The organism is Legionella sp. 27cVA30 (genome assembly GCF_024160945.1).
Classification (GTDB): domain Bacteria; phylum Pseudomonadota; class Gammaproteobacteria; order Legionellales; family Legionellaceae; genus Legionella_A; species Legionella_A septentrionalis.
Map to the genome: position 1 here is coordinate 931496 of NZ_JAMYXK010000001.1, position 25417 is coordinate 956912.

Genomic DNA, 25417 nt, shown 5'->3' on the forward strand with positions numbered 1-25417 from the left:
TTTTGCTTACTGTTTTAATTTATCCATGATAAAAAACTCCAGGGACTCAATTGCTTTATTTGCACCTTCCTTTTTAATCAAGGACACATGGATGTCCTTTAAGGAGGGGAGGAAATAATGATCCAGCCTATCTAGATAATTAGGGATCATACTACGCTGTATGGCGGTAATTCCAAGGCCTGCCCGAACGGCAGCCATTTTACCCGCGTAGCTTGGGCTACTAAATGCCAAGCGCCATTTTAAGTGATGCTGATTGAGTGACTCAATGACGTCGCCGCGATAGACACACGGAGTCGGTGAAAGAATCAATGGAATAATTGCTTTTTCATTAAGGGTTGGTAGTAATTCCTTTTTACCTACCCATTCTACAGGCTCATTCCATACATTCACCCCTTCGGAAATTTGATTTTTCTCATTCGTTTTTATCAAAATTAAATCAAATTCATTGTGATGAAAGCGCTCGATTAAATTTAGGGTTAAATCACACTCCACATTCAGCATGACTCTGGGATGGAGTCTTGAAAATTCAACTAAGACATCAGAGAGCATCATCGCTGCAAAATCTTCGGGAAGCCCAAAACGAAGTTCTCCTTGGAGCTCCGGTGTTTTAAATCGATCAAGCGATTCGCGATGCAATTCATAAATTCGCTTGGCGTAGCTTAAAAAAAGCTCTCCATCTGGCGTTAAGGCTAAATCCCGCCCACGAGTAATTAATTGTTTTTCAACTAAATTCTCCAGTTTAGCAATTTGCTGACTGATGGCCGATTGAGTTCGACCGACACGAGAGGCGGCTTTAGTGAAGCTTTGCGTTTCAGCGACTGCTAAAAAGCATTGTAACGTTACTGTGTCTAGTGACATTAGAATTCCTAATGGAAAATATAAATATTTTTAATTTCACTTATATCAGTATATCTAATATATTTTCATTGTAGCAAAACAATTTCTAATGGGGAATGATGTGAATACAATAGTTCTGATTTTTTTATGTCTCATGTTGGCCTGTCCAATAAGCGCGCTTGTCTTTAACTGCGTTTTAATTTCGCGACCAATTGTTGCGGCGAGATTGGCAGGTTACTGTATTGGGGTAGGATTTTTGACTGGGGTAGGGCTACTTTCTTATTTATCCTTATCACAAAACTCAACGGTTTACTGGTTCATTAACTTTAATACACTGAGCCTGTTGTTAAGCAGCTTGGTATTATTGGTGAGTTTTATCGTGCACCGTTTTTCATTAAGGTACATGCATGGAGACAGGCTCTACAGACGCTTTTTTCTTCTTTTATCAACCCTAACACAAACAGCCATGCTAATGGTTCTTGCCGATAATTTATTTTTATTCTGGGGCGCTTGGTCGTTTTCTAATTTATTGCTCGTGCTGTTGATGATGCATAAGAAAGAATGGGTGGCTTCCAAAAACTCTGGTCTTTTGGCCTTGTATACGTTGTCGATAGGAAGTCTGTGTTTACTAATCGCTTTTATTATTTTAACTGTCACCTACTCAACACATTCTATTTCGACTCTGACTCAGCTAGCCAATCCTGGCCACTTATCATTACTTGCATTTTCAATGGGCCTTATTTTGGTCGGCGCACTTGCCCAGTCTGGTTTATTTCCTTTTCATCGATGGCTCATCAGCTCTTTAAATTCGCCGACCCCAGTCTCTGCCTTTATGCACGCAGGCCTAGTTAATGGAGGAGGAATTCTAATCGTTAAATTTGCACCACTGATGATGTTTTGTCCAGAATTGTTAACTGTACTGTTCGTAGTCGGATCTATATCCGCATTACTGGGTACCGCCTGGAAGTTGATTCAGCATGATGTAAAAAAAATGCTAGCTTGCTCCACTATGGCGCAAATGGGCTTCATGATGATGCAATGTGGGGTGGGCTTATTTGCTGCGGCCATCGCTCATCTGTGTTGGCATGGGTTATTTAAAGCCTACCTGTTTTTAAGTTCAGGCTCTGCGGTGAAACAAAAAAAACCAGAGTCTCCTTCTTCTAAAATATCTCCCATGATGGTGCTCATTTCTCTTATCGGTGGTGTGGTTGCAATGACTTCGTTTGCTGTCGTAACGAATAAATCCATCTCAGTTCATGAGGCAAGTAGCTTTGTTTTGTTCTTTGCCTTCATTGCTGGTGCACAGCTCATGCTCACTTGGATTCGCGCACACCAAACGGTGTTAAGTCTAGTTTCAGGCCTTGTTCTTGCTCTGCTTTCAGGGCTTATGTATGGCGCGAGTATCCAGCTGATTCAGTGGTTGATTCCAAGTATATCAATAATGCAAGCCCCCGAGTTATCGATAATTCATTGGACCATCATGGCTTTATTTGGCGCCTTGTGGGCTGTATTTAATCTTGGAGTACATAAAACAATGGGGCAATCAAAACTGGGCTGTTGGCTTTATATGAGCTTGTTTAACTCAAGTCAGCCCTCTAAAAAAACCGTGACTGCGTTACGAAGCGATTACAACTACTAAAGGTATTAAGGAGTATTTATGACAACTGCAAAAGTATTATCGAAACAAGATGTTGTAATGAAAGAAACTAAAAAAGCAGGCATGACCTTCCATCCTGGAAAAAAGAAAGGTCTTGAGTTACATGCTTTGGTGCACAATGCCGCAAAATGTATCGCGCCTGTCTGGCCACTTGAAACTTTTATTGCGTGTAATCCATTGCAAGGGTTTGAGGCGCAAACCTTTGAAGAGGCATTGACCAAAGGTGGTTTTAGGCGTCAAAGAGCTGAACGCAACTTACCATTGGAAGAGGTGAATCTGCAAATGATTAAATGGTGTGGTGGCTTTTTTGATGCAGGGCAAGGAAGTATTGATATGCCTTATCGTGAGCAGGGATTTTATTATGGGTTCTTGAAATTGGCTATTTTTGACAAGCAAGTGCACCATAATAAAAAAGAATCAAAAGAATTTCTGCAGCAATTGCCTGAATCGGCAGAAAAGGCAATTAAAATCTGCATGCAAAGACTTCATGTTTCAGAAGGAGGAGAGGAAGCGTTTCTTTCAAAGACACTTTCCTATCTACCAGGTTGGGCAGGGTTTGTGAAATGGAAGACGGATTGGCAGAACTCAAAGAAACCAAAAGAAACGCGAGTTACTCTCATTGATTTTCTCGCAGTGCGCCTAGTGCTGACTTGTTTGCTCTGGCCTGATGCGGTGAAAGAAAAAAAAAGCGTCGACGATGGTTCTTTGGTTAAGAAAGTGCTGGAACAATTAACACACAATGAGGATTCCTATCAGCAAAAGCTATTGAGTCTGCTTTTGCCAGAGGTAAAAAAGGAAGCCGCAGAGCTTCCTCGAAGAAATGCGCAATTAGTTTTTTGCATAGATGTTCGTTCAGAACCTTTTCGACGTGCTATAGAGTCTTTAGGACAGTATGAAACCTATGGTTTTGCTGGGTTTTTTGGACTTCCTGTGCGTATCGATGAGTTTGATAGCAATAAAAATAAAGAGTGCTGTCCTGTCTTGTTAAAACCCAAATATGTTATTAAAGAAATGCCGGCTGCTGCCAATAAAGGCGATTTTGAGCGTTATCAGCGAGGAAAAACACTCATTAACGGTTGTAAAAGCCTTTATACGCAACTGAAACACAATGTCTCCACACCCTTTGCCCTAGTCGAATCCTTAGGGCTTTGGTGTGGTCTGAGTATGACCTTAAAATCATTGTCCCCTGAATTAAGTAGCCATTTAGTATCTACTATCAAGGGTTGGTTAAAACCTGTGCTTCCGACCAAAGTGGTTTATGAGTTGAGTGAAACCGATGCACAACTTGGCTTGTCCTTGCAAGAGCAGATTAGTTATGCTGAAACGGTATTGCGACTTATGGGACTCACTTCCGGTTTTGCTAAACTCATTATTCTTTGTGGGCATGGTAGTACTACTGAAAATAATCCTTATGCATCGGCTTTGGATTGTGGTGCCTGCGGTGGGAATCATGGGGGTATCAATGCGCGCTTATTAGCATCCATTCTTAATAAACGTGAAGTTCGTCAAGGCTTAGAAAATTGCGGCATGCACATCCCGTTAGATACGGTATTTTACGGAGCATTGCATAATACCACGACCGACTGCGTCGAACTGTATACACAGGAGGTAGCAAAATCTATTTATCCTGAGCTTTTAAATCAACTTCAAAACGATTTAAAAGAGGCACGGCTTAAAACCAATCAAGAGCGGGGAGTCAAATTACAGAGTGGCACGCCTCATAAAGACATCATGCGACGAAGCCTAGATTGGTCTGAAACACGACCTGAATGGGGCTTGGCTCGAAATGCTGCCTTTATTGTGGCACCTAGGCATCTAACAAAAAATATTCCTCTTGATGGTCGTTGTTTCTTACATTCATATCGCTTTGAGCAAGACCATGACGGGGCACTGCTCGAGACGATTTTGACAGCACCCATGGTGGTGGCTGAATGGATAAATACCCAATATTTATTTTCTACCTTAGATAATGTTGCCTTTGGAAGTGGGAGCAAAGTCACTCACAATGTGGTTGGAACCATTGGGGTGATGCAGGGCAATGGAAGCGATTTAATGCATGGACTTCCCCTGCAGTCGGTCATGAGTTCTGATGAGCATGTTTATCATCAGCCACAGCGTTTATTAACGGTTGTTTATGCACCCAAAGAGAGGGTCTCTCAAGTAATTGAAAAACATTCTATTTTAAAAACCTTATTTTTTAATCAATGGGTTCACTTGGTCGTTATCGATCCCATCAATCAGCGCCCTTATCAGTTAAGCCAATCTGGTGAGTGGAATTTTGTAGAATAATATCGAGGAGACAAAAATGAATGTGGTTAAAGTTCAAGAGCGAAAAGATGTTGGAATTAATTTACATCCAATGAAAAAAATTGAGCTTATTGTTGCAGGAGAACATGAGCACCTGATTACGTCCATGATGGACGAAGCATCAGTGACAGGATATACCCTGATACGAAACGTTTCTGGAAAAGGACATCATGGCTTTCATGAAGGGAAAATGATGTTTAATGATAAATCCTCATTAGTCTTATTTATCGCAGTGGCACCTGAGGAGGTGATTGTAACCTTAGCATTAGGCATGAAAACTCTGTTTCAAAACGAGTCTGGGGTCATGTTTGTTTCTGATGTTTCGGTGGCACGGCTTGATTATTTTCACATTATGAATACTTAATCATGTACTATAAAAATCAAAATGTTTTATTAGCCTCAAAACATGAAAAGGAGCAAGTGATTGCTCTGCCTTTTATGACTAAGTTATCGTGCACCTTGCGGGTGCACGAATTTGATACCGATCAGTTTGGTACGTTTACTGGGGAGATTGCCAGAACACTTACCCCTTATGAAACTTGTGTTTTAAAGGCCAAAACCGCAGCAAAACGCTATAACTATGCACTTGCTGTTGCCTCTGAGGGAAGTTTTGGGCCTCATCCTGCCTTTCCTTTTGTACCCAGTGCGCATGAGCTGATGGTTTTTATTGATAGAACGCGAGATTGGATTATTGCAGAGCAATTAGTAAGCCAAAAAACAAATTACTCGATGATAACGATTAACAAAAATACAGATCTGGACGCTTTTCTTAAACGAGTTCAATTCCCATCTCATGCACTCATTGTGCAAGTGGCCTCCAATAACCATGTGTTGGCGAAGGGCGTTAATGATTTAGAATCCTTGACTTATCACCTGGACATTGGTTTTAAAACCGAAAAAGAGCTTCTTTTAGCAACCGACATGCGGGCTATGATGAATCCTACTCGAATGGCGGTGATTGGTGAGTTGGCGGATAAATTAACGCTACGAATTGCTAGTCCTTGTACTCAATGTGAGCGACCAGGATTTGGATTCAAAACCACTAAAGGCGCATTACCTTGTGAGCTTTGTGGTGCGCCAACATCGTTTTATGAGAAAGAAGTTTGGGGATGTATTGGATGTGAATATCAAGAATATAAAGATCGACGAGATGGACGGCTTAATGCCGACCCTACCTATTGTGATTACTGTAACCCTTAATAGAACTATTTTCACATCGCTCGGCCTAAAAGCATTAGATCTTTTTTTTAATAATTCACAAAATGAATTTGATAACAGCTAGTTACTGAAAGAATTGGCTTGAAAATCTGGATTGATTTTGCATTGGAGATAAAATGAACCGAATAACAAGCAACATTAATTTAATTGTAAATGAGCTTCGAAATGGCAATGTTGTTGGATTACCAACAGAAACTGTCTATGGACTAGCCGCTGATGCAACTAACAATCTTGGTGTGGAAAAAATTTTCAAAATTAAAAATCGCCCCTTCAATCACCCACTTATCATACATGTTTTATCAGATTGGGACTTGACTCGCTGGGTAGAGCGAACTCCCGCATATGTTAAAAAACTTATCAAAATATTTTGGCCTGGCCCATTGACATTGGTTTTAAAGTCAAACGAAGTCAGTAATATTAGTCCTTTAGCGACAGCTACCCAAGCCACTATCGCGGTTCGTTCTCCTGATCATCCTTTGGCGATAGACGTATTAGATAGATTAAATAGACCCGTAGTAGCACCTTCAGCGAACCCTTTTGGAAAAATAAGCCCTACGGAAGCACAGCATGTTATGCAAGATTTCTCTGAGTACTCATTTCCAATTTTGGAAGGTGGAAACTGTAATATTGGTATAGAGTCAACGATTCTTTACTGCATAGAAGAAAATGAGTGTAGTATTTTAAGGCATGGCAGCATTACTCAATCTGAAATACAAAAGTATTGTAATGTCTCGGAACCCGAAAAGATTAGCTCCATTAGAGTATCAGGTAATTTAAAATCCCATTATCAGCCTCAAAAAAAACTATTTTATTTTTATCCCAAAGATGTGCCACTGATTAAGTCAATAATACATAATTTTGAAAAATACTATGTACTCTGCTTTTCGTTATTATTTGAAAAAAAGAATATCAACTATCTTTTTTCTTCTGATCCTAAAAAAGCAACTACGGATTTTTATGGTCAATTAAGAAAAGCTGATCAATCTGACAAAAATATAATTTTGATTGAACTACCACCAGAAACACCAGAATGGAATGGCTTATCTGATAAAATCATAAAGGCTGGCATCAGCCTTTATCCTCAATCAAGGTAAAGATGCAATTTTTCAGTTACAAAAATTATCTAAACAGGTGTGCGTTTAATTAACCCCATCTGCCGGGTGCATAAGACGGCGAATATTCTAAATAAATTACCAAAGTCTGTGCAGCCCATGGTGAAAGCAGCGCCGCATGAGAATGGGTGGCGTCAACACGTAAAGAAGCTCATAAATTTTTTGATAATTTCAAAAATCTATGCAAAGATCTAAGTCAAAAGGCTATTCAATATTACTCAGTAATTTCTTTCCATTTTCACGCAGATCACCTTTGGGCGATACGTGTCGATATAATGTTTGCTTTGTAATTCCAAGCTCTTCACACAAGCTGCCAATTTTAGTTTCAGCGTTTCCCATGGCAGCCATGGCCAGGCGGAGTTTTGCAGCAGTCATTTTATAGGGACGCCCGCCTTTTCGTCCACGTGCTCTTGCAGCTTGTATGCCTGCGATCGTTCGCTCTTTAATCATTTCTCGTTCAAATTCGGCAAGGGCTGCAAAAATACCGAATACCAATTTTCCAGCAGGTGTTGTTGTATCAATAGCAGCACCATGACCAGTCAGTACCTTGAGGCCAATGCTTCTTGAGGTGAGATCATGGACAATATTAATAAGATGGCGCAGATCTCGTCCAAGTCGATCGAGTTTCCAGACAATAAGGGTATCGCCTTCGCGAAGCGCTTTAAGACAATTTTGTAATCCAGGCCTATCGTCCCGTTTTCCTGATGCATAATCTTGATAAATATATTCTTGTTTAACACCAGCAGTTAACAAAGCATCAGTTTGTAAATCAGTTGTTTGTGAGCCATCTGATTTTGAGACGCGCGCGTATCCAATGAGCATTTTTTGTTCCGTAGTATATTAGTCACATAAACGTTCGATTATGTGACTAATAGGGTTAATGACTAATAACATCCTAAAATAGTAACTTAACTCGTAACTTAAATAAAGTTAATTAAAATCTATAAAAATTAGATTATGTTACTGTTGATTTGAGTCATAGGCTAAATTGCACCTATTTAAAGTTGAGGTGTAAACCTCCCCTTATTAGTGCCAACCTAAACTAGAGTTTTCCGACTTATTGATCCTCTCCCAAAAATTGATCCAGCCTTACCTAGAAAAACTGGCGCTTAACACCTTCTGTTTGAACTGATTTGGAGTCAAATTGTTCAATGAAGAATGAGGGCGGAAATCATTGTAATCCTGGCGCCATAAAGCTGTTGCGGTCATACCGCCAAAATCTCATCGAAAGGTGCTCAGGGAGTATGACAAAGATATTTATAAAGAACGCAACCTTATCGAACGCATGTTTAATAAACTCAAACATTTTAGAAGAGTGGCAACACGATATGATAAACTTGCTCAATCTTTTTTATCGTTCATTTATATTGCTGCAACCGCCCTTTGGTTAAGATAAATGTCGACAGAACCTAGACTGTTTCCCAAAGAATTTTTAAAAAAACCCTGTTTAAAAATATCGACAAAAGATAAAAATATTATACAATTCGCTACTTTCATTTAAGGAACTAAACAGCTAGTGGCTAATAGCAAAGTAATGACTCCCCGTCCCATTGATGACGGTGAATTTAGGCGCGCCTTAAAAACCCGACACGTGCAATTGATTGCTTTGGGAGGAATTATTGGCTCTGGTTATTTTTTAGGTACAGGAGCCGTAGTCAATCAGGTTGGCCCTGCTGTGTTTTTAGCTTATATTTTAGGCGGATTGATTATTTATTTAACCATGCTGTGCATGGGCGAACTGGCTGTAGCCATCCCTATTTCTGGTTCTTTCATCACTTACACAGCTGATTTCATTTCTCCTTCTTTGGCTTGCGGTGTGGGATGGTCCTACTGGATAAGCTGGGTGGCTTATATTCCCGCGGAATGCGTTGCCGGCGGCATTATCATGGAGCATTTCACCGGCGTCAATGGGTATGTGTGGGCTGTCTGCTTCGGTTTATTGATTACCTATATCAACATTGCCAAAGTTGGTACTTTCGGCGAAATTGAGTTCTGGCTGGCTATTATTAAAATTTTGGCGCTTTTCGGTTTTGTAGCGCTTTCCATCTTGATTTTCTTCGGGTTAATCCATGGCCCGCAACCTCCAGGGATTATTGGCAGCAAATACCTCTTGGGGCAAGGAGGGCTTTTCCCTAATGGAGGCATGGCTTTGCTAACAGCCATGGTACTATTGCTGGTGAATTACCAGGGCTCAGAAATCATCGGGCTGGCAGCAGGTGAATCAATCGATCCGGCACGCATGATTCCAAGTGCCATTCGCAATGTTACCTTTCGCATCTTATTTATCTACATCATCCCCGTATTTTGTCTGGTCTTGATTTTCCCCTGGCAAAAAGCCAATATCAATAATTCGGTTTTTGCTGAAGCCTTGAACTTTTACGGCTTAAAATGGGCTGGAGCCGTAACCAGCTTTGTTACATTAACCGCCACTTTATCTTGTTCCAATTCGGGTGTGTACGGGATCGTGCGTTCATTACATGCTTTGGCACGCAATGGCATGGCCCCGCGTCCTCTTGCCAAATTAAACCGTAATGCGGTCCCACAAAATGCCGGCATTGTAACACTTTTTGCCATCTGGGTACTTCTTCTGACTGGCTATTTTTTTGGTCAATCCATGTTATACATTGCTTTATTACTGGTATCTGGCTTTACAGGCGCAATCGCCTGGATTTCTTTATGCTGGGCACAAATCAATTTTCGTCGTCGCCTGTACAAAGCAGGTTATACTGCAGATGACTTACGTTATAAAACCCCTGGCTCTCCTTATACCGGCATTCTGGCCATTATCTTAATGGTGGCTTGCTTAATTTTCCTGGTAATGAATGAAGATCCAAGCTACAAAATCGCATTTGTCATCGGATTTATCAGTTTGATTGCCCCCATTATTATTTATAAAATGTTCGGCTTACATAAACATTGGGAAGCAGGTTATTTAGGCCAGGATAAAGTGCAGTTTAAGGATATTTTTCCTCCACGCACTCATGCTTCTGAAAACTCCTAGGAATAATCTTGGATAACGGGTTTATACAAAACGCATTTGTCTAAACCCGAAGTCAAAACCCAGCATCCTATTCGCTAATAGCAACGTGAGAGCAGCTTAAACTTCTATACTCAACGCATAAGAATTGCTTTCATAAGAGAATTCAGGCACCAGACTTTTTAGCAGGATTAACAATTCTTCATCTTGATACTTAGCACACGCCTGACTCAACAGCCGCATGCTTTTTGTTAATTCATCCCAATTGATAGGACGGAATTGAGCTTTAAAAAGTTTTTCATGCTCCGTCTTGTCCAATTGTTCGGATTCATGAAATAATTCCTCGAATAGTTTTTCACCCGGGCGCAACCCTGTGTAGCGAATTTGAATGTCTTTACCTGGCTCTTTACCTGCGAGGCGAATCATTTGTTCCGCCAAGTAGCTGATTTTAATAGGCTCCCCCATATCCAGCACAAAAATTTCACCACCATGCCCGTTCACCATGGCTTGTAAAATCAATTGGCAGGCTTCAGAAATCGTCATAAAGTAACGCTGAATGTCGGGGTGAGTAACAGTAAGAGGGCCGCCATTTTGCAATTGTTTTTGGAACAATGGGACAACACTGCCTACCGAACCTAACACATTCCCGAAACGCACCGTAATAAATTGAGTTTTTGCCCGAGCATTCAAATTCTGGCAATAAATCTCAGCGACCCGTTTGGTAGTCCCCATCACATTGGTTGGATTTACTGCTTTATCGGTAGAAATAAGAACGAATTTTTCAACATTATGAATTACGCTGGCTTCGGCAATAATTTGTGTACCCAGTACATTATTGCGTACCGCCACTCGAATTTGATCTTCCAGCATGGGCACGTGTTTATAAGAAGCGGCATGAAAAACGAGCTCGGGTTGAAATTGCTTGAAAACATGCTCAACACCGATTTTATCGGTAACACTTACCAAAGCCAGTGATAAAGGAATATGTGGGTAGCGCTCCTTTAATTCCAATTCAATTTTATACAGATTAAATTCACTGTTATCGACTATCAGCAATTGTTTTGGCGCTAACGACATGATTTGCCGCGACAATTCTGAGCCGATTGAGCCACCACCCCCAGTGACTAAAACCCGCTTACCTTGGATGCTAAGAGCAATTTTTTCCCAGTCCAGCTCCACCTGATCACGGCCTAATAAATCGTCAATATTCACTTCCCGCAACGCATTGACTTCAACGCGCCCGGAAGCTAAGGCATGCAAGCTTGGCAATGTGCGAAAAGGAATGCCGCACCCCTCGCAATGGCTGACTATTCTACGCATAGCTGCTGAACGGGCCGAAGGTATGGCAATAAAAATTAAATTAACCCGATGCTCTATAACCAAATCTCTTAATTCGCGTAAAGGCCCTAAAACTCGCACCCCGTGTACCTCAAGACCACGTTTACTCAAATTATCGTCTATCAATCCAATGGGCAAATAAGAGCGCGTGCGCTTCAAATCCCTAATTAAACCCTCCCCTGCCTGTCCTGCCCCGATGATTAATACCCGCTTACAGTCGTAAGCTTCCTCTTGCTGACTGTGTTGGTCTGAATAGTGCCTCAACAGCAAACGTGCCCCGCACAGCAAGGTCACCAAGATGATACTGTATAAAGGCAAAACAGAGCGAGGAATGTGCTGTAAAATAGAAGTCAAATATAGCGCAGGGATGACTAAGACCGTTGCGGCAATTACAGCCTTAAGGATGCGCATCACATCGTTTAATGAAGAAAAACGCCATAAACCTCGATAAACTTTGAAATGGTAATAACAGCCAATTTGTATAGAGGCAAGAATGAGCAACGCCTCCAGGGAATAAGTGGTCGTTAAGCGGCTTGGAAAAGGTTGCATGTTGTAGCGTAACCAAAAAGCTACGTACCAAGCCACCGGGATAGAGATAATATCAAACGCTAATACTGGTAATTTAGCATAAATTTTTTGCCAATATGCGGCTATTTTTTTCATAAATCTGTCCTTGTGTGTACAAAGCGGCTTTCCTTTCGAATAGCAAAAAATACATTTAAGGGAGGGTGAGTATACGATAGTTTCACTTTTGTATCCATTCAGCGCAATCAGCTGAATGTTTATCACTCACTTAACAATCCTGCCACAGTTAACATGAAAAAGAATAATAAATTCAAACGGGACAGCGTATCGTGAAAAAAAATGAAAACCGGATCATCCACATTTTTTTCCACAGTTATCAGCATCAAAAAACGCCATAAACCAAAAGCTGCGAAAGGAATCGTCAGCAAGAAATAAAAAGAATGATGATGGGTATACAAGACATACGACAAGTACGCCAGGAACGTGCCCATAGCAGTTATGTTAATTAAAAAGTCCAGTAAAGGGGGATGATATCGGGCGAGTACGGCTCTGCTCACCTCAGCCAATCCCAGCTGCATTTCAAGACGTCTTTTACACAAGGCAATTAAAAAGCTTAAAAGCGTTGCTGTAATGGCCAGCCACCAGGTGATGGGCAAACCAATACCAACAGTTCCTGCCAAAATACGCAGAATAAAACCCAAAGTTATACAAATTACATCAATGATGGGAATATTGCGGAACCAATGGTTATAAAGCAAATTAATGAGCAGATAAATGCCCAGCAAAGCCGTCAACGTGGTTGAGACAGTAAATGCAAGAATCAAACCGGTCAGCAACAAGACAACAAGTACGGTAATGGCAAATCCAGCAGAAACTTCCATACTGGCCAGAGGACGGTTTTGCTTGTGCGGATGCAATCGATCTTCTTCAATATCTTGCAAGTCATTATAGATGTAGACTGCGCTGGCAATTAGACAAAAACAAAATGCTGCAAGCAATGCTTCTAGCCAATAGCCAGGCGTATCAGCATACAATACGCCAAGCAATACAAAAATTGACTTGCTCCAATGATTTACACGCAACAAAGAAAATAATTTTTTTAACCAAGCCATTGCCTGCATCCAGAGGCTATAACCCTAATTTTGCACATTAATCATGATGCGCATTTACCATTAGGATCAAACTAAATAGAGCCAATCATTGATAAATAAGAATAAATAATAGCATTTGTTTTGCATAAAACATACGCTAATCCATCTCACTGACGTTCTTATACCGGATTCTCGCTATCAATAAAAGAATGGCGCAAATCAAAATGAGCAGCAAGATGTTGTCCCAGCGCCTGTATGCCAAAACGCTCGCTTGCATGATGGCCACAGGCAAAATAATGAATCCCGAATTCCTGGGCTTGATAATAAGTCCTTTCTGCAATTTCCCCACTCAAATAAGCATCGACCTGCAAACGCTGGGCATCTTCGATAAAATCTTGCGCAGCACCCGTGCACCAGGCAATGCGTTGGATGGGCTTATCGTTTGGTGAAATCCGTTGAGGTTCTCGTTTTAATTTATCATGTAAAAAATCAGCTAGCGTTGCCGCAGGGGTTGGCTTGTTTAATGTACCGGACCATAACAAATTTGGAGTTTTTGCTACCGTGTGCATTTTAACATCCTTGATTTCCAAAAGCTCAGCTAAACAAGCGTTATTTCCCAAATCTGGGTGGCAATCTAGAGGTAAATGATAGGCAAACAAATTGATATTATGAGTGAGCAGCTGGCCTAAACGGCGGCGCTTTAGCCCGGTTATCACCGGTGCCTCGCCTTTCCAGAAAAAACCATGATGCACGAGCAAAGCATCGGCTTGCATCGCTACTGCTTTTTTTATACTGTCTTCTGAAGCCGAAACTGCCGTGCAAATTTGACTGATGGTGTCCTTGCCTTCTACTTGCATCCCATTGGGTGCATAATCATTAAAATTTTTGCACCCCAGGTATTCATCCAAGTAATTGAGCAATTCTTCTCGTGCAATCACTGCGAACACCGTTTGATGTCTGCGCCGAGCGCGGATAATTTTTCTTCAATACGCTCATAGCCCCTATCCACATGGTACACACGCTCCACTGTGGTTTCGCCTTCAGCCACAAGCCCCGCCAAAATGAGGCTCGCTGAAGCACGGAGATCGGTTGCCATCACCGGTGCGCCGGTTAATTTTTCACTCCCTGCAATCATGGCCGTATTCCCATGTAAGCGAATATGTGCCCCCATTCTTTGTAATTCTTGAACATGCATGAAGCGGTTTTCAAAAATATTTTCAACTACAGTAGATGAACCTTCTGCAATACAATTTAAAACCATAAACTGAGCTTGCATATCCGTTGGGAAAGCAGGATAAGGTGCCGTAGTGATATTTACAGCTTGTGGACGAGCACCATGCATATCCAGGTTTACCCAATCTTCACCTATTGTAATTGCTGCACCGGCTTCTTCAAATTTGCACAACAAGGATAACAGATTATCAGGCTTTACTTTTCTTATAGTGACTTGACCACGCGTGATCGCACCCGCTGCAAGATAAGTCCCTGCTTCGATGCGATCAGGCATTACCGAATAAATTCCACCACCCAATGAATCCACACCCTCAACTTCAATTGTTGAAGTGCCTGCACCGTGAATTTTTGCACCCAATTGCATAAGGAAATTGGCCAAATCAACTACTTCAGGTTCACGCGCAGCATTTTTAATAATCGTCGTACCTTCAGCAAGCACTGCGGCCATTAATAAATTTTCAGTGCCACCTACAGTTACTGTATCAAAGACCAGACTTCTGCCCTGCAAACGGCCGTGTTTACAACGTGCTTTAATAAATCCGTTTTTAACGGTAATTTCCGCCCCCATGGATTTCAATGCTTTTAGATGCAAATCCACAGGTCTGCTGCCGATAGCACAACCACCGGGCAAAGAAACATCAGCCTGACCAAAACGGGCAAGTAAAGGCCCAAGTACCAGAATAGAGGCACGCATGGTTTTTACTAATTCATAGGGGGCTACCAACTCGTTAATATGGCTGGCATCAATTTGTACATTCATTTTTTCATCAATGACAAGCTGTGCGCCCAGCTGGCCTAACAACTCCATCATTGTCGTTACATCTTTTAGGTGCGGAACATTGGCAATGGTTACATTATCACTGGCCAAAATCGTGGCCGCCATAATTGGTAAGGCCGCATTTTTAGCCCCTGAAATAATGACATCACCGCGTAATGGTTTACTCCCATTGATGATTAACTTATCCATGCTGTTTCTCCCACTCTTCCTTAGTCCAGGTTTTCATACTGAGGGCATGTAAACGGCCGCTGGCAATATGTTCTTTAAGTTGTGCATACACCCATTGTTGTCTGGCCACCTTGGACTTATTCAGGAAGGCATCCGAAACAATGGTCAAGTGATAATGGTAGCCATCTCCGCTGACCTGGACATAATCCACGTCGGGAATACCTCTAAGCTGTTGTTCAAGTTGTTCATTACTTATCATGATTAAATCCACATATATCGGAGTATCACATCAATGCACCACAAGGTTTAAGCTAAAATAGCCTCCACCCCGCAAAATTCTGCCAGGGCATAAATTTCCTTTGGCACATGTTCTATCTTTAATTTTTTATTGCATTGCCTGGCCAAACGGGTGGCTTCGATTAATAAAGCCAATCCTGCGCTATCACAGTGGGTAACATGATGTAAATCCAGACATAAATCCATGGTTTTATCATCATGCAAGGCTTTAACAAGCCGTTTGTAATCCAGCGACACCGTATTAAATGTAAGCTCATTAGAGAGCTTCAATGACTTTTGTACCATTAAGCCGCCTTTTGCTGGCGCATTTGCGCGATTAAATCTTTCATATTCGAGTTTTGCAGTACTTGGCCGAACTGAGAACGGAAGCTTTGCAATAAACTCACTCCTTCAACACTTAAATCATAAATTTTCCATTGGCCATTTTTTGAAATCAAACTGTAGCTTAATGGAATATTTTGCCCGCTGGAACGAATGATAACGCTGTTCACACGCACGAATCGGCCATCCAAGCTACCCCGGATAGGCAGAAATTTGACATGTTCATCAGAATACTCAGCCAGAGGGCTTGCATAAGTACGAATAACCAATTGGGTAAATTCTTTGGCAAATTGTTTCTTTTCAGCGGGAGTTGCCTTATTCCATGCTTGGCGGCCCAGCACAGAACGTGCCATACCCCTCACATCCACAATAGGCAATAAATGCCGCTCTACCGCCTGATAAATTATCTGATGGTTATTTTTCAAGTTGGATTTGTTTTGCTGCAAAGTAGCGATAATTTGAGTTGCAGCATTCTCCAACATGGGAATAGGAGAAGACTGGGCTGCCCAGAGCATGGGAGCCAGCACCAAAGAAACCATAACTAAAAGAATTTTTGTTATTTTCATAGTTCACCTTGCTATCCATTAATCTTATGGAAAAAAATCAGCCTTTAAGCCGGCATCCTTTGAGCTTTATTTTTTAATATTAAACAAAAGTTGCCCAATCAAATTTTCAAGTATAATGGCCTCCTGTGTTTTTGCAATGACATCGCCATCACGCAAATAAGCATGATCGCGCGCATCATCGTCCTCAAACCCCGGCACAATACTGATATAATTTGAACCCAGCAAACCCTCCGTTAAAATACGGGCCGATGTGTCCTCATAAGGGATAGGCTTATCGCGGCGCAACATCATCGTTACCTTGGCATTAAGCTGTTCAGGTTGCAGCTCGATGCCAGTCACTTCCCCAATTTTAACGCCCGCCACCGTCACAGGTGCACGCACTTTCAAGCCCCCAATATCTGTAAATTCTGCAGTTACACGATATACCTTTGAAGATGAAAAATCGGAAATGCCGCTTACTTTCATTACCATAAGCAATAAGGCTGACAAGCCTAGCAGCATAAAAATTCCAACACTTATATCAACATAACGCTGCTTGTTCATTACCAATCTCCAATCATCATTGCAGTCAATAAAAAGTCAAAGCCCAATACGGCCAAAGAGGAAAAGACTACAGTACGGGTAGTTGCCTGGCTTATGCCTTCTGCTGTGGGTACACAGGTAAATCCCTGGAATACAGCTATCCAGATAACGACTACAGCAAAAACAATGCTTTTAATAATTCCACTCAACACATCGGCATGAAAATTTACAGAAGCTTGCATGTTAGACCAAAAACTGCCTGAATCTACTCCCAACCACTCTACGCCTATGAAATAACCGCCATAAATGGCAACCGCCGAAAAAATTAAAGTTAACAGAGGTAACGCAATAATCCCTGCCAAAAACCTGGGATAGACAATACGGCTTAAGGGGTCTATCCCCATCATATCCATGCTGGCCAGTTGCTCGGTTGCTTTCATTAATCCAATTTCCGCCGTCAATGCAGACCCCGCCCTTCCTGCAAAAAGCAAAGCACCAATCACAGGCCCCAATTCCCGAACCACGCTTAATGCCAACAGTTGTCCAAGCTGGGAACTTGCACCAAATTTTTCCAGCGTATTATAGCCCTGCAATCCAACCACCATGCCAATGAACAAAGCTGAAACTACAATGATCAAACAGGACAAAACCCCTACAAAATAAAGCTGGGTACGCAAGTCTGGCCAAAGGCGGGCAAAATCAGGCTTTCTATATAACACTCTTAACAAAAAAAGACCAGAATTACCCATTTTTTGCATGGTGTTTAAACCGCTTTGTCCAAAACGGGCAATGAAATCAAGCATCAAACAATTCCTCCGCGTAAGCTTTCGCAGGATAATGAAACGGTACGACACCGTCTGCTTCTCCATGCATGAATTGGCGTACCAGGGGATTTACAGACTCTTGCAATGCTTGCGGCGTGCCTTCGCCAATGACTCGTCCACCTGCGATTAAATAAACATAATCGGCAATCGAGCAGGTTTCTCCCACATCGTGCGAAACAATAACAGTAGTGGTATTAAGGAGTTGATTCAGGCGCTTAATCAAGCGCACCAAAACCCCCATGGAAATAGGATCCTGCCCTGTGAACGGCTCATCGTACATCATAAGTTCAGGATCAAGTGCAATGGTTCTTGCCAGAGCCACGCGGCGCGCCATACCGCCTGAAAGTTCGGCTGGCATTAACTGCGCTGCACCGCGCAAACCGACCGCCTCAAGCTTCATGAGCACAATATCACGCAGCATGCGCTCATTAAGATCAGTATGCTCGCGTAACGGAAAAGCAACGTTTTCAAAAACTGAAAGATGAGTAAACAAAGCGCTGCTTTGAAACAATAAACCCATTTTCCGACGTGCTACATACAATCCCTTGCGGGGCAAGCGATGGATATTTCTGCCATTTACGAGGATCTCTCCAGAAGCAGGCGTAAGCAGGGCACCAATTAAACGAAGCAATGTAGTTTTTCCACTACCGCTAGGCCCCATAATCGCGGTGATTTTACCGCGCTGCACGGCAATATCGATGCCATTGAAAATTATTTTCTTGTCGTGGGAAAACTTAACTTTTTGAATTTCTACCAAGTTCTCTTGCATTTATTCTTTGTTCCCATTTTTCTTAGCGCACATTATACCTAGTATGAGGGATATTGCGAGATTTCTTGCAGACAGTCTCCGAAATAATATGTTAAAATTTTCCCCTGTTTATACAGGCTAGATGGACAAATGAATTTTTGCAAACTGGGCCTTGCGGTCATTGAAGCAGAAGCACAAGCCGTATCTGAATTAACGCAGCGCATCGACGAACGTTTCGAACAGGCATGCCGGCTTTTACTGGCATGCAAAGGCCGGATCGTAGTAACCGGTATGGGGAAATCAGGGCATATAGGCAATAAAATTGCCGCCACTTTTGCAAGCACCGGCAGCCCTGCATTTTTTATGCATCCCGGCGAAGCAAGCCACGGTGATTTGGGCATGATCACTACCCAAGATACCGTCGTAGCCATTTCCAACTCAGGTTATACCAATGAACTTTTGGTATTGCTGCCCATATTGAAGCGCCTGGCAGTTCCATTGATTACATTAACCGGCAATCCGGATTCAGCCCTGGCTAGAGCGGCTGATGTTAATCTGGATCTGAGCATCAAGCAAGAAGCCTGTCCGCTTGGCCTTGCTCCCACCACAAGTACTACAGTCGCTTTGGTCATGGGGGATGCTTTAGCCATTGCCTTATTGCAAGCCCGCGGGTTTAGCGCTGAGGATTTTGCTTTATCCCACCCTGGCGGTATCTTGGGCCGGCGGCTATTATTACGCATTGATGATATATGTCACCAGGGCGCAGAACTTCCAATTGTTCCTGAACATGCCACCATCAGTGAAGCGTTAATTGAAGTCACTGAAAAAAAATTGGGTATGACTTGCGTAGTAGATAAGCATGGCCAATTAGTGGGTATTTATACCGATGGCGACATACGCCGCACATTAACCAGGCAATGCGATATCAATCATACCCCACTTTCCGAGGTTATGACGCGCAATTGCCGGACTATTGGGCGGGGGGCATTGGCAGCCGAAGCATTAGCATTAATGCAGCAACACCGTATTACATCCTTAGTCATTGTAGATGCGACGAATAAGCCTTCTGCTGTTGTGCATCTACATGATTTATTACGTGCAGGCGTTTTTTAAGCTGCCGCAAAATTACATGGAAAGAACTTACTGAGATAAAATATGAAAGAATTATTAGAAAAAGCAAAAAAAATAAAATGCCTGATTTGCGACGTGGATGGCGTGTTAACCGATGGCTCGCTTTATCTTGACAATTTTGGCAATGAATTAAAGGCATTCAATGTACAAGACGGCATGGGATTAAAATTGTTAATGTCAGCCGGCATCGAGGTGGCGGTCATCACCACTTCGCAAAATGCAGTCATTGAGCATCGCATGCAGCAGCTTGGTATTCACTACTATTTTAAAGGCCAGGTGGAAAAACAAACGGCCTATGTTCAACTGAAGAACAAATTAGGCTTAGAAGATGAAAATTTTGCCTACGTTGGCGATGATTTGCCTGATCTGCCCATCATCCAACGAGTGGGTCTCGGCGTCGCTGTTGCCAATGCCGTCAGTCAAGTCAAGGAATTTGCGGTTTTCCACACCCAAGCCAGCGGTGGACGGGGTGCAGTGCGTGAAGTTTGTGATTTTATCTTAAACGCCCAAAAGAAATTTGAGGTGGCTTTAACTGGATATTTTGCCGTATGAATGCAGCGAAACAAGCAGCTTGGTTGTTTATGGTGCTAATAGCCCTGGCATGTTCCGGCTGGTATTTCGCAAGCTCCAAGCCTGCTTTGCGACTGGATGATAACACACTGTCCACCACTCCAGATGCCATCATCCAACGATTGACCGTGCGCCAATTTGATGCTCAGGGTAAGTTAATTAATTATCTAAAAACACCATTGGTGCACCATATACCCGCAGAAGATACCCACTGGTTTAAAAATCCATACATCATCATCACCCAGGAAGATCAATCCGCATGGGAAATTCATTCGCGACAAGCCACTTCAATCCATGGCGGAGAGGAAGTCACTTTCAAACAACAAGTGGTTATCCACCAAGGCCAAAGCGAGCGTCCGGATAGTACGTTAAAAACCGAAGAAGTTACTTATTTCCCCAAACGAAAATACGCCACCACCCAACATGAAGTACTGTTCCAACAAGCAGGCAATGTGGTGCAATCAACGGGGATGAATGCTTATCTTGATGAGAAACGAGTGCAATTATTAAGCAAAGCACGAGGTACTTATGATCCGAAACAGGGTTAAAACACTTGCACTTTTGTTTACTTTCCTATTTCCAGCCTTATGTTTCAGCTTGCCTGAAGATCGGGAGCAAATAATTAAGCTGCACGCGGATACAGCCGATCTCAATCAAAGCACGCATCGCGGTGTATATAAAGGTAATGTATGCCTTGATCAAGGCACAACGCATGTACGCGCAGCCGAAGCGATTACAGAAGGCAATGCGGAAAACAAATTAGTTATGGCCCTTGCCAAGGGAGATAAAAAAAATCAAGCGCATTATTGGGCGACTCCTGAGAAAGATAAACCTGAGCTACATGCTTTTGCCGATGAAATTTATTATTATCCCGAACGCCATGTCATTGAGCTCGTGGGAAACGCTCGTATCCAGCAAGGAGAGAATTCATTCTCTGCTGCCAAAATTATTTATGATACAGAACGCCAACATGTTTTAACCGAGAATAATGGCAAAGGCAGAACGACCATCATCATTCACCCAGAGAAAAAATCATGAGTGAATTGACTGCCCTGCATTTAAAAAAATCATTCAAGGGACGGACCGTTGTCAATGATGTCAGCATGAACATCAGGCGTGGAGAGTGCGTTGGCTTGTTAGGCCCTAATGGTGCTGGAAAAACTACGTGTTTTTACATGATCGTTGGCTTACAAACCTGCGATGAAGGGCAAATTCTTTTAGATGGAAAAGATATTACCAAAACTGCCATGCATCAGCGTGCCCGCTTAGGCATTGGCTATCTACCACAAGAAGCATCCATTTTTCGTAAAATGACGGTAGCGGAAAACATTTACTCCATTTTACAGCTGCGTGCGGATCTGAATGAAGAACAGCGTCAGGCAAAACTTGCGCAATTGATGAGCGAATTTCACATTACCCATATAGAAAAAAGTTTAGGCATGAGTCTTTCCGGCGGCGAGCGCCGGCGTGTGGAAATCGCCAGAGCTCTAGCTATTGAGCCATCCTTTATTTTGCTCGATGAGCCTTTTGCCGGAGTGGATCCGATTTCAGTACTGGACATCAAAAAAATTATTTTACACCTTTGTGATAAAAACATTGGCGTATTAATCACTGATCATAATGTACGTGAAACCCTGGATATTTGCGGGCGAGCTTACATTGTTAACCAAGGCAATATCTTGTGTGAAGGTACCCCACAGGATATTCTTGCTAATCAACAGGTGCGCTCTGTTTATCTCGGAGAAGATTTTTCACTCTGATGGCAGTATTTTATGTTGCTGATTATTGATAACTACGATTCATTCACTTACAACCTGGTGCAATATTTTCAAACTTTAGGCCAGGAAGTTTTAGTGTATACAAATGATCAAATCACCATTCCTGCAATTGCAGCACTCACTCCACAATATTTGGTTATTTCCCCTGGACCCAATGCTCCCGAACAAGCTGGCATATCCTTGGCTGCAATTGAATATTTTTATTCACGCATTCCAATTTTAGGCGTTTGCCTGGGACATCAATGTTTGGCACATGCTTTTGGGGCGAAAATTACATCAGCTCCACAAATTTTCCATGGTAAAACATCGAGAATTACCCACAACAAACGTGGCCTTTTCAACAATATTCCCGGTAATTTTTCAGCAACCCGCTATCACTCTCTCACCATCGCACCTGAAACCTTACCTCCTTGTTTCGCTATCGATGCATGGGCTGAGGATACCATAATGGCAATTTCTCATCGTCAATATCCACTTTATGGGCTACAATTTCACCCGGAAGCCATTTTGACCGAGCATGGTCATCAACTTTTAGCCAATTTTTTGCAATATGATCAGTGAAATATTTGAACAACTCATTGCGCGTCAAGATTTATCCAGCGCACAAATCAAACGCATCATCGCTTGTTGCATGGATGGTAAGCTAAACGATACGCAAATTGGTACCTTTCTGGCCTTGATGCGTGCAAAAGGCGAAACAATCCACGAATTAACGGCAGCGGCAGAAGTCATGCAAGGATTTGCTCATTTCATAGACTTAGGAGCAGACTTGATAGACATTGTAGGAACCGGAGGGGATGGAAAAAACACGTTCAATGTCTCAACCGTTTGCAGTTTTGTCGTCGCTGCCGCCGGGGCGCAAGTGGCAAAGCATGGCAATCGCTCTGTTTCCGGCCGCAGCGGCAGCGCTGATTTGCTTATTGAAGCTGGATTTGAACTGAACTTGCCGGACATACAATTACAAAATTGCCTGCATGAATGTGGGATGGTATTTTTATTTGCACCTCACTTTCATCAAGCCATGCAATACGTACGCCAGGCGAGACAATATTTAGGGATCCGCACCCTGTTTAATTTGTTAGGGCCTTTACTGAATCCTGCCAAGGCAAAAAAGCAAGTAGTCGGCGTGTGCACTGCACAATTAGTTGAACCCATCGCTAACGTTCTGGTTAACTTAGGAGGCGAACGCATCCTTGTTTTGCATTCGCAAGATGGTTTGGATGAAATCAGCATTGCCGCCCCGACGCAAGTCATGGAATATAAACAGGGGAAATTTATATCTTGGTCTATTAACCCGAAAGATTACGATTGCTATCATGAAAACCTGAACGCGATTGTGGTTTCTGCTCCGCAACAAAGCCTGCAACTAGCACGCTCTGTGTTTTCGGGGATAAAAGGGCCAGCACGGGATATCGTACTGTTGAATAGCGCTGCTGCAATTTATTGTGCCGATCTCTGTCCTTCATTTGACGAAGCGCTAGCTAAAGCTTCAGCAGTAATCGATAGCGGGCAAGCTTTAGAAAAATTTATGAAATTAAAAGATTTAATGCAAGGCGATAGAAAATAATGAGTATTTTGAGCAAAATTTATGAATATAAAAAAGAAGAAGTAGCCCAGGCTAAAAAACTTCGCCCGTTAAATGCGCTTGCCACTGTTCCCCCATTCCCTATTCGTGATTTTGTAAAAGCAATTGCTGATAATCGACCTGCCATTATTGCAGAAATTAAAAAAGCTTCACCCAGCAAGGGAGTGATCTGCCCTGACTTTAATGTGGAAGCTATTGCAAAAACCTATACGCAACATGGTGCGGCTTGTCTCTCTGTGCTGACTGATGTTCATTTTTTTCAAGGCAATCCAAGTTTTTTACACGTTGCGAAAACGCATAGTTCATTGCCAATATTGCGCAAAGATTTTATCATTGATTCTTACCAAATACATGAAAGTCTGGCATTGGGGGCCGATTGCATTTTATTGATTGCAGCCATGCTTGATGATCGACAAATGCTAGATTATTGTCGGCTCGCACAGGAATTGGGCATGTCGGTCCTGGTAGAAAGCCATGATCGTACTGAGCTGGAACGGGCGTTGCAATTACCCACTCCCTTAATAGGCATTAACAATCGCAGCCTGCATACTTTCCAAACCACCTTGCAACAAAGTATTGACTTAAAAAAACACATCCCCTCCAATAAACTTATCGTCAGTGAAAGTGGCATTCACTCTGCCGTAGATATAAAAAAATTAGAAGCAAGCGGCATTCATGCATTTTTAATTGGGGAAAGCCTTATGAAAGCTACAGATGCAGGGGCTTTATTACAATCTTTCCTTCACTAAACTACACTTTCATTATCTCCCCCTACAGGCACGTTTTTATTTGTTTTGCTATGATAAATTATGCATAATGTTTCTTTTTTTATCATCGAGAGCTTATGACCAACAAACTCACCATAAACTTGATTAAAAAAATTGTCAGCCATGCTGCAAAAAATCAAGAGGGAGACGTAGCTAACTATATTCCTGAATTGGCCAATGTAAATAAAGACATTGCCGCCATGGCCGTTACTCTTCTCAGTGGGGAAACTTTTTCTTACAGTAATGAACCCTTATCTGCGGTTACCCTGCAAAGTACTGCCAAACTTATTCCTTTAATTGGATTACTCGAAGAAGCTGGCTTGGAACAAGTATTCCAGTGGGTGAAGGTGGAACCTTCGGGAGATGATTTTGCCTCCATCACCCGTTTGGAACAATTTGGGCCTATGCCCTCTAATCCCATGCTGAATGCTGGTGCCATCACGTTATGTTCACATATCCCAGGAACGGGGGAGTTACAATTTGCCTGGATGGAGAATTGGGTAAAGAAATTGTTCAATACACCATTGCGCATTAATCCGTTGGTATTCGCATCAGAGAAGCGCACAGGCGATCGCAACCGCTCCCTGGCGTATCTATTGCATAGCCGAAATAACTTGGGGAGCAATGTCAGCGATACTCTGGATTTGTATTTTTCCTTATGTTCCTACGAAGCTACTATCGAGCAAATGCTTTATTTACCCGTTTTGCTTGCGAACTTGGGCAAAGATCCAACCACTGGCCAACAAATCCTTTCCGTTGACACTTGTAAAATCACACTTGCTATTATGGCTACTTGCGGTTTATACGATGAAACCGGAACCCATATGGTGCGTACAGGAATGCCTGCAAAAAGTGGTGTCTCCGGCTACACAGTCGCTGTGGTAGCTGGGAAAGCAGGGATCGTGGTACTTGGTCCACGCGTTAATAAAAAAGGAAACAGCATCCGCGGCGAAATTATGCTGGAAGAATTGTCAAAAACCATGAATTGGCATTTCGCAATACCCTAGCATTATTGCTTCCCATTGAGAAATGGCTGGCAGCAATAAAATATTATACCCTATTCTATC

Annotated in this window: 28 protein-coding genes and 2 pseudogenes; 17 read left to right on the forward strand and 13 right to left on the reverse strand. The window is 42.3% G+C overall.

Annotated elements, in window-relative coordinates; genetic code table 11:
• Positions 1-6: 6 nt before the first annotated feature.
• A complete protein-coding gene (locus NKV53_RS04180; protein ID WP_253350732.1) occupies positions 7-858 on the reverse strand; it encodes a LysR substrate-binding domain-containing protein in 852 nt (283 codons plus the stop codon).
• A gap of 88 nt (positions 859-946) precedes the next feature.
• On the opposite strand from NKV53_RS04180, the gene NKV53_RS04185 reads away from it, so the two are divergent.
• From NKV53_RS04185 to NKV53_RS04210, 6 genes and pseudogenes are all read left to right on the forward strand, one after another.
• Complete coding sequence (locus NKV53_RS04185) at positions 947-2476, forward strand: proton-conducting transporter membrane subunit (RefSeq protein WP_253350734.1); 1530 nt, start codon at positions 947-949, stop codon at positions 2474-2476.
• 18 nt (positions 2477-2494) lie between these two features.
• Positions 2495-4783, forward strand: a complete 2289-nt coding sequence (locus tag NKV53_RS04190) for a DUF2309 domain-containing protein (RefSeq protein WP_253350736.1) — start codon at positions 2495-2497, stop codon at positions 4781-4783.
• Positions 4784-4799: 16 nt separating this feature from the next.
• Positions 4800-5165 (forward strand): P-II family nitrogen regulator, encoded by a 366-nt coding sequence (locus tag NKV53_RS04195; protein ID WP_253350738.1) that lies wholly within the window; start codon positions 4800-4802, stop codon positions 5163-5165.
• A 2-nt stretch (positions 5166-5167) separates the two neighbouring features.
• Positions 5168-6001 carry a DUF6671 family protein gene (locus tag NKV53_RS04200; protein WP_253350740.1) on the forward strand — a complete coding sequence of 278 codons (834 nt, stop codon included), beginning with the start codon at positions 5168-5170 and terminating at the stop codon, positions 5999-6001.
• A 134-nt stretch (positions 6002-6135) separates the two neighbouring features.
• Positions 6136-7113, forward strand: coding sequence for an L-threonylcarbamoyladenylate synthase (locus NKV53_RS04205; RefSeq protein WP_253350742.1), 978 nt, complete (start codon positions 6136-6138; stop codon positions 7111-7113).
• 60 nt (positions 7114-7173) lie between these two features.
• A pseudogene (locus NKV53_RS04210) lies at positions 7174-7298 on the forward strand (IS256 family transposase); the annotation flags it as partial.
• A 37-nt stretch (positions 7299-7335) separates the two neighbouring features.
• Here the strand turns inward: NKV53_RS04210 and NKV53_RS04215 are convergent.
• The gene (locus tag NKV53_RS04215; protein ID WP_253350743.1) at positions 7336-7953 is read right to left on the reverse strand and encodes a recombinase family protein; all 618 of its coding nucleotides are present in this window, start codon (positions 7951-7953) and stop codon (positions 7336-7338) included.
• A 267-nt stretch (positions 7954-8220) separates the two neighbouring features.
• On the reverse strand, positions 8221-8340 hold the full coding sequence (locus tag NKV53_RS12010; protein WP_371923160.1) for an integrase core domain-containing protein: 120 nt from the start codon (positions 8338-8340) through the stop codon (positions 8221-8223).
• Here NKV53_RS12010 and NKV53_RS04220 point away from each other — a divergent pair.
• Positions 8327-8527, forward strand: a pseudogene (locus NKV53_RS04220) (transposase); the annotation flags it as partial. The gene NKV53_RS12010 and the pseudogene NKV53_RS04220 overlap by 14 nt on opposite strands.
• Before the next feature lie 138 nt (positions 8528-8665).
• Complete coding sequence (locus NKV53_RS04225; protein ID WP_126954401.1) at positions 8666-10132, forward strand: amino acid permease; 1467 nt, start codon at positions 8666-8668, stop codon at positions 10130-10132.
• 96 nt (positions 10133-10228) lie between these two features.
• On the opposite strand, the gene NKV53_RS04230 is transcribed toward NKV53_RS04225, so the two are convergent.
• The 10 genes from NKV53_RS04230 to NKV53_RS04275 all read right to left on the reverse strand — a co-directional run bounded on the left by NKV53_RS04230 (position 10229) and on the right by NKV53_RS04275 (position 18540).
• Positions 10229-12109, reverse strand: coding sequence for a nucleoside-diphosphate sugar epimerase/dehydratase (locus tag NKV53_RS04230; RefSeq protein WP_126954381.1), 1881 nt, complete (start codon positions 12107-12109; stop codon positions 10229-10231).
• Between the two features lie 122 nt (positions 12110-12231).
• The gene (locus tag NKV53_RS04235; protein ID WP_126954380.1) at positions 12232-13083 is read right to left on the reverse strand and encodes a decaprenyl-phosphate phosphoribosyltransferase; all 852 of its coding nucleotides are present in this window, start codon (positions 13081-13083) and stop codon (positions 12232-12234) included.
• Positions 13084-13241: 158 nt separating this feature from the next.
• Positions 13242-14000: a Nif3-like dinuclear metal center hexameric protein gene (locus tag NKV53_RS04240; protein WP_126954379.1), complete on the reverse strand. Its 759-nt coding sequence runs from the start codon at positions 13998-14000 to the stop codon at positions 13242-13244.
• Positions 13997-15262 (reverse strand): UDP-N-acetylglucosamine 1-carboxyvinyltransferase, encoded by a 1266-nt coding sequence (gene murA, locus NKV53_RS04245; protein ID WP_126954378.1) that lies wholly within the window; start codon positions 15260-15262, stop codon positions 13997-13999. The genes NKV53_RS04240 and murA overlap by 4 nt, the downstream gene beginning before the upstream one ends.
• Positions 15255-15500 (reverse strand): BolA family protein, encoded by a 246-nt coding sequence (locus NKV53_RS04250; RefSeq protein ID WP_126954377.1) that lies wholly within the window; start codon positions 15498-15500, stop codon positions 15255-15257. Before NKV53_RS04250 ends, murA begins: the two co-directional genes overlap by 8 nt.
• Positions 15501-15547: 47 nt before the next feature.
• Positions 15548-15823: a lipid asymmetry maintenance protein MlaB gene (locus NKV53_RS04255; RefSeq protein ID WP_126954376.1), complete on the reverse strand. Its 276-nt coding sequence runs from the start codon at positions 15821-15823 to the stop codon at positions 15548-15550.
• Complete coding sequence (locus NKV53_RS04260; protein ID WP_371923171.1) at positions 15823-16398, reverse strand: phospholipid-binding protein MlaC; 576 nt, start codon at positions 16396-16398, stop codon at positions 15823-15825. Before NKV53_RS04260 ends, NKV53_RS04255 begins: the two co-directional genes overlap by 1 nt.
• A gap of 93 nt (positions 16399-16491) precedes the next feature.
• The gene (mlaD, locus tag NKV53_RS04265) at positions 16492-16968 is read right to left on the reverse strand and encodes an outer membrane lipid asymmetry maintenance protein MlaD (protein ID WP_126954374.1); all 477 of its coding nucleotides are present in this window, start codon (positions 16966-16968) and stop codon (positions 16492-16494) included.
• On the reverse strand, positions 16968-17750 hold the full coding sequence (gene mlaE, locus NKV53_RS04270) for a lipid asymmetry maintenance ABC transporter permease subunit MlaE (RefSeq protein WP_126954373.1): 783 nt from the start codon (positions 17748-17750) through the stop codon (positions 16968-16970). The genes mlaD and mlaE overlap by 1 nt, the downstream gene beginning before the upstream one ends.
• Entirely contained in the window at positions 17743-18540 is a 798-nt protein-coding gene (locus tag NKV53_RS04275; protein WP_126954372.1) for an ABC transporter ATP-binding protein, read from the reverse strand. The genes mlaE and NKV53_RS04275 overlap by 8 nt, the downstream gene beginning before the upstream one ends.
• A 129-nt stretch (positions 18541-18669) precedes the next feature.
• Here NKV53_RS04275 and NKV53_RS04280 point away from each other — a divergent pair, with 129 nt between their 5' ends.
• The 9 genes from NKV53_RS04280 (at position 18670) to glsA (ending at position 25357) form a co-directional block, all read left to right on the forward strand.
• Positions 18670-19632, forward strand: a complete 963-nt coding sequence (locus NKV53_RS04280; RefSeq protein WP_126954371.1) for a KpsF/GutQ family sugar-phosphate isomerase — start codon at positions 18670-18672, stop codon at positions 19630-19632.
• 42 nt (positions 19633-19674) lie between these two features.
• Positions 19675-20202, forward strand: a complete 528-nt coding sequence (locus tag NKV53_RS04285) for an HAD family hydrolase (RefSeq protein ID WP_126954370.1) — start codon at positions 19675-19677, stop codon at positions 20200-20202.
• Positions 20199-20768 (forward strand): LPS export ABC transporter periplasmic protein LptC, encoded by a 570-nt coding sequence (gene lptC / locus NKV53_RS04290; RefSeq protein ID WP_126954369.1) that lies wholly within the window; start codon positions 20199-20201, stop codon positions 20766-20768. Before NKV53_RS04285 ends, lptC begins: the two co-directional genes overlap by 4 nt.
• Complete coding sequence (lptA, locus tag NKV53_RS04295; RefSeq protein ID WP_126954368.1) at positions 20749-21258, forward strand: lipopolysaccharide transport periplasmic protein LptA; 510 nt, start codon at positions 20749-20751, stop codon at positions 21256-21258. The genes lptC and lptA overlap by 20 nt, the downstream gene beginning before the upstream one ends.
• Entirely contained in the window at positions 21255-21980 is a 726-nt protein-coding gene (gene lptB / locus NKV53_RS04300) for an LPS export ABC transporter ATP-binding protein (RefSeq protein WP_126954367.1), read from the forward strand. Before lptA ends, lptB begins: the two co-directional genes overlap by 4 nt.
• 12 nt (positions 21981-21992) lie before the next feature.
• Complete coding sequence (locus NKV53_RS04305; protein WP_126954366.1) at positions 21993-22559, forward strand: aminodeoxychorismate/anthranilate synthase component II; 567 nt, start codon at positions 21993-21995, stop codon at positions 22557-22559.
• Positions 22549-23565, forward strand: coding sequence for an anthranilate phosphoribosyltransferase (gene trpD, locus NKV53_RS04310; protein ID WP_126954365.1), 1017 nt, complete (start codon positions 22549-22551; stop codon positions 23563-23565). The genes NKV53_RS04305 and trpD overlap by 11 nt, the downstream gene beginning before the upstream one ends.
• Complete coding sequence (gene trpC, locus NKV53_RS04315; protein ID WP_126954364.1) at positions 23562-24332, forward strand: indole-3-glycerol phosphate synthase TrpC; 771 nt, start codon at positions 23562-23564, stop codon at positions 24330-24332. Before trpD ends, trpC begins: the two co-directional genes overlap by 4 nt.
• 95 nt (positions 24333-24427) lie before the next feature.
• On the forward strand, positions 24428-25357 hold the full coding sequence (glsA, locus tag NKV53_RS04320) for a glutaminase A (RefSeq protein WP_126954363.1): 930 nt from the start codon (positions 24428-24430) through the stop codon (positions 25355-25357).
• The last annotated feature ends 60 nt before the right edge of the window (positions 25358-25417 follow it).

Excerpts from the sequence above, each read along its gene's own strand:
- lptB (WP_126954367.1), top strand. The coding sequence starts at position 21,255 with ATGAGTGAATTGACTGCCCTGCATTTAAAAAAATCATTCAAGGGACGG.
- NKV53_RS04255 (WP_126954376.1), bottom strand. The coding sequence starts at position 15,823 with ATGGTACAAAAGTCATTGAAGCTCTCTAATGAGCTTACATTTAATACG.
- NKV53_RS04280 (WP_126954371.1), top strand. The coding sequence starts at position 18,670 with ATGAATTTTTGCAAACTGGGCCTTGCGGTCATTGAAGCAGAAGCACAA.
- NKV53_RS04215 (WP_253350743.1), bottom strand. The coding sequence starts at position 7,953 with ATGCTCATTGGATACGCGCGCGTCTCAAAATCAGATGGCTCACAAACA.
- NKV53_RS04285 (WP_126954370.1), top strand. The coding sequence starts at position 19,675 with ATGAAAGAATTATTAGAAAAAGCAAAAAAAATAAAATGCCTGATTTGC.
- murA (WP_126954378.1), bottom strand. The coding sequence starts at position 15,262 with ATGGATAAGTTAATCATCAATGGGAGTAAACCATTACGCGGTGATGTC.
- NKV53_RS04275 (WP_126954372.1), bottom strand. The coding sequence starts at position 18,540 with ATGCAAGAGAACTTGGTAGAAATTCAAAAAGTTAAGTTTTCCCACGAC.
- glsA (WP_126954363.1), top strand. The coding sequence starts at position 24,428 with ATGACCAACAAACTCACCATAAACTTGATTAAAAAAATTGTCAGCCAT.
- mlaD (WP_126954374.1), bottom strand. The coding sequence starts at position 16,968 with ATGAACAAGCAGCGTTATGTTGATATAAGTGTTGGAATTTTTATGCTG.
- mlaE (WP_126954373.1), bottom strand. The coding sequence starts at position 17,750 with ATGCTTGATTTCATTGCCCGTTTTGGACAAAGCGGTTTAAACACCATG.
- NKV53_RS04305 (WP_126954366.1), top strand. The coding sequence starts at position 21,993 with ATGTTGCTGATTATTGATAACTACGATTCATTCACTTACAACCTGGTG.
- trpD (WP_126954365.1), top strand. The coding sequence starts at position 22,549 with ATGATCAGTGAAATATTTGAACAACTCATTGCGCGTCAAGATTTATCC.
- NKV53_RS04200 (WP_253350740.1), top strand. The coding sequence starts at position 5,168 with ATGTACTATAAAAATCAAAATGTTTTATTAGCCTCAAAACATGAAAAG.
- NKV53_RS04185 (WP_253350734.1), top strand. The coding sequence starts at position 947 with ATGGGGAATGATGTGAATACAATAGTTCTGATTTTTTTATGTCTCATG.
- NKV53_RS04225 (WP_126954401.1), top strand. The coding sequence starts at position 8,666 with ATGACTCCCCGTCCCATTGATGACGGTGAATTTAGGCGCGCCTTAAAA.
- NKV53_RS04180 (WP_253350732.1), bottom strand. The coding sequence starts at position 858 with ATGTCACTAGACACAGTAACGTTACAATGCTTTTTAGCAGTCGCTGAA.
- NKV53_RS04250 (WP_126954377.1), bottom strand. The coding sequence starts at position 15,500 with ATGATAAGTAATGAACAACTTGAACAACAGCTTAGAGGTATTCCCGAC.
- NKV53_RS12010 (WP_371923160.1), bottom strand. The coding sequence starts at position 8,340 with ATGACCGCAACAGCTTTATGGCGCCAGGATTACAATGATTTCCGCCCT.
- lptC (WP_126954369.1), top strand. The coding sequence starts at position 20,199 with ATGAATGCAGCGAAACAAGCAGCTTGGTTGTTTATGGTGCTAATAGCC.
- NKV53_RS04260 (WP_371923171.1), bottom strand. The coding sequence starts at position 16,398 with ATGGTTTCTTTGGTGCTGGCTCCCATGCTCTGGGCAGCCCAGTCTTCT.
- NKV53_RS04190 (WP_253350736.1), top strand. The coding sequence starts at position 2,495 with ATGACAACTGCAAAAGTATTATCGAAACAAGATGTTGTAATGAAAGAA.
- lptA (WP_126954368.1), top strand. The coding sequence starts at position 20,749 with ATGATCCGAAACAGGGTTAAAACACTTGCACTTTTGTTTACTTTCCTA.
- NKV53_RS04205 (WP_253350742.1), top strand. The coding sequence starts at position 6,136 with ATGAACCGAATAACAAGCAACATTAATTTAATTGTAAATGAGCTTCGA.
- NKV53_RS04235 (WP_126954380.1), bottom strand. The coding sequence starts at position 13,083 with ATGGCTTGGTTAAAAAAATTATTTTCTTTGTTGCGTGTAAATCATTGG.
- NKV53_RS04230 (WP_126954381.1), bottom strand. The coding sequence starts at position 12,109 with ATGAAAAAAATAGCCGCATATTGGCAAAAAATTTATGCTAAATTACCA.
- NKV53_RS04195 (WP_253350738.1), top strand. The coding sequence starts at position 4,800 with ATGAATGTGGTTAAAGTTCAAGAGCGAAAAGATGTTGGAATTAATTTA.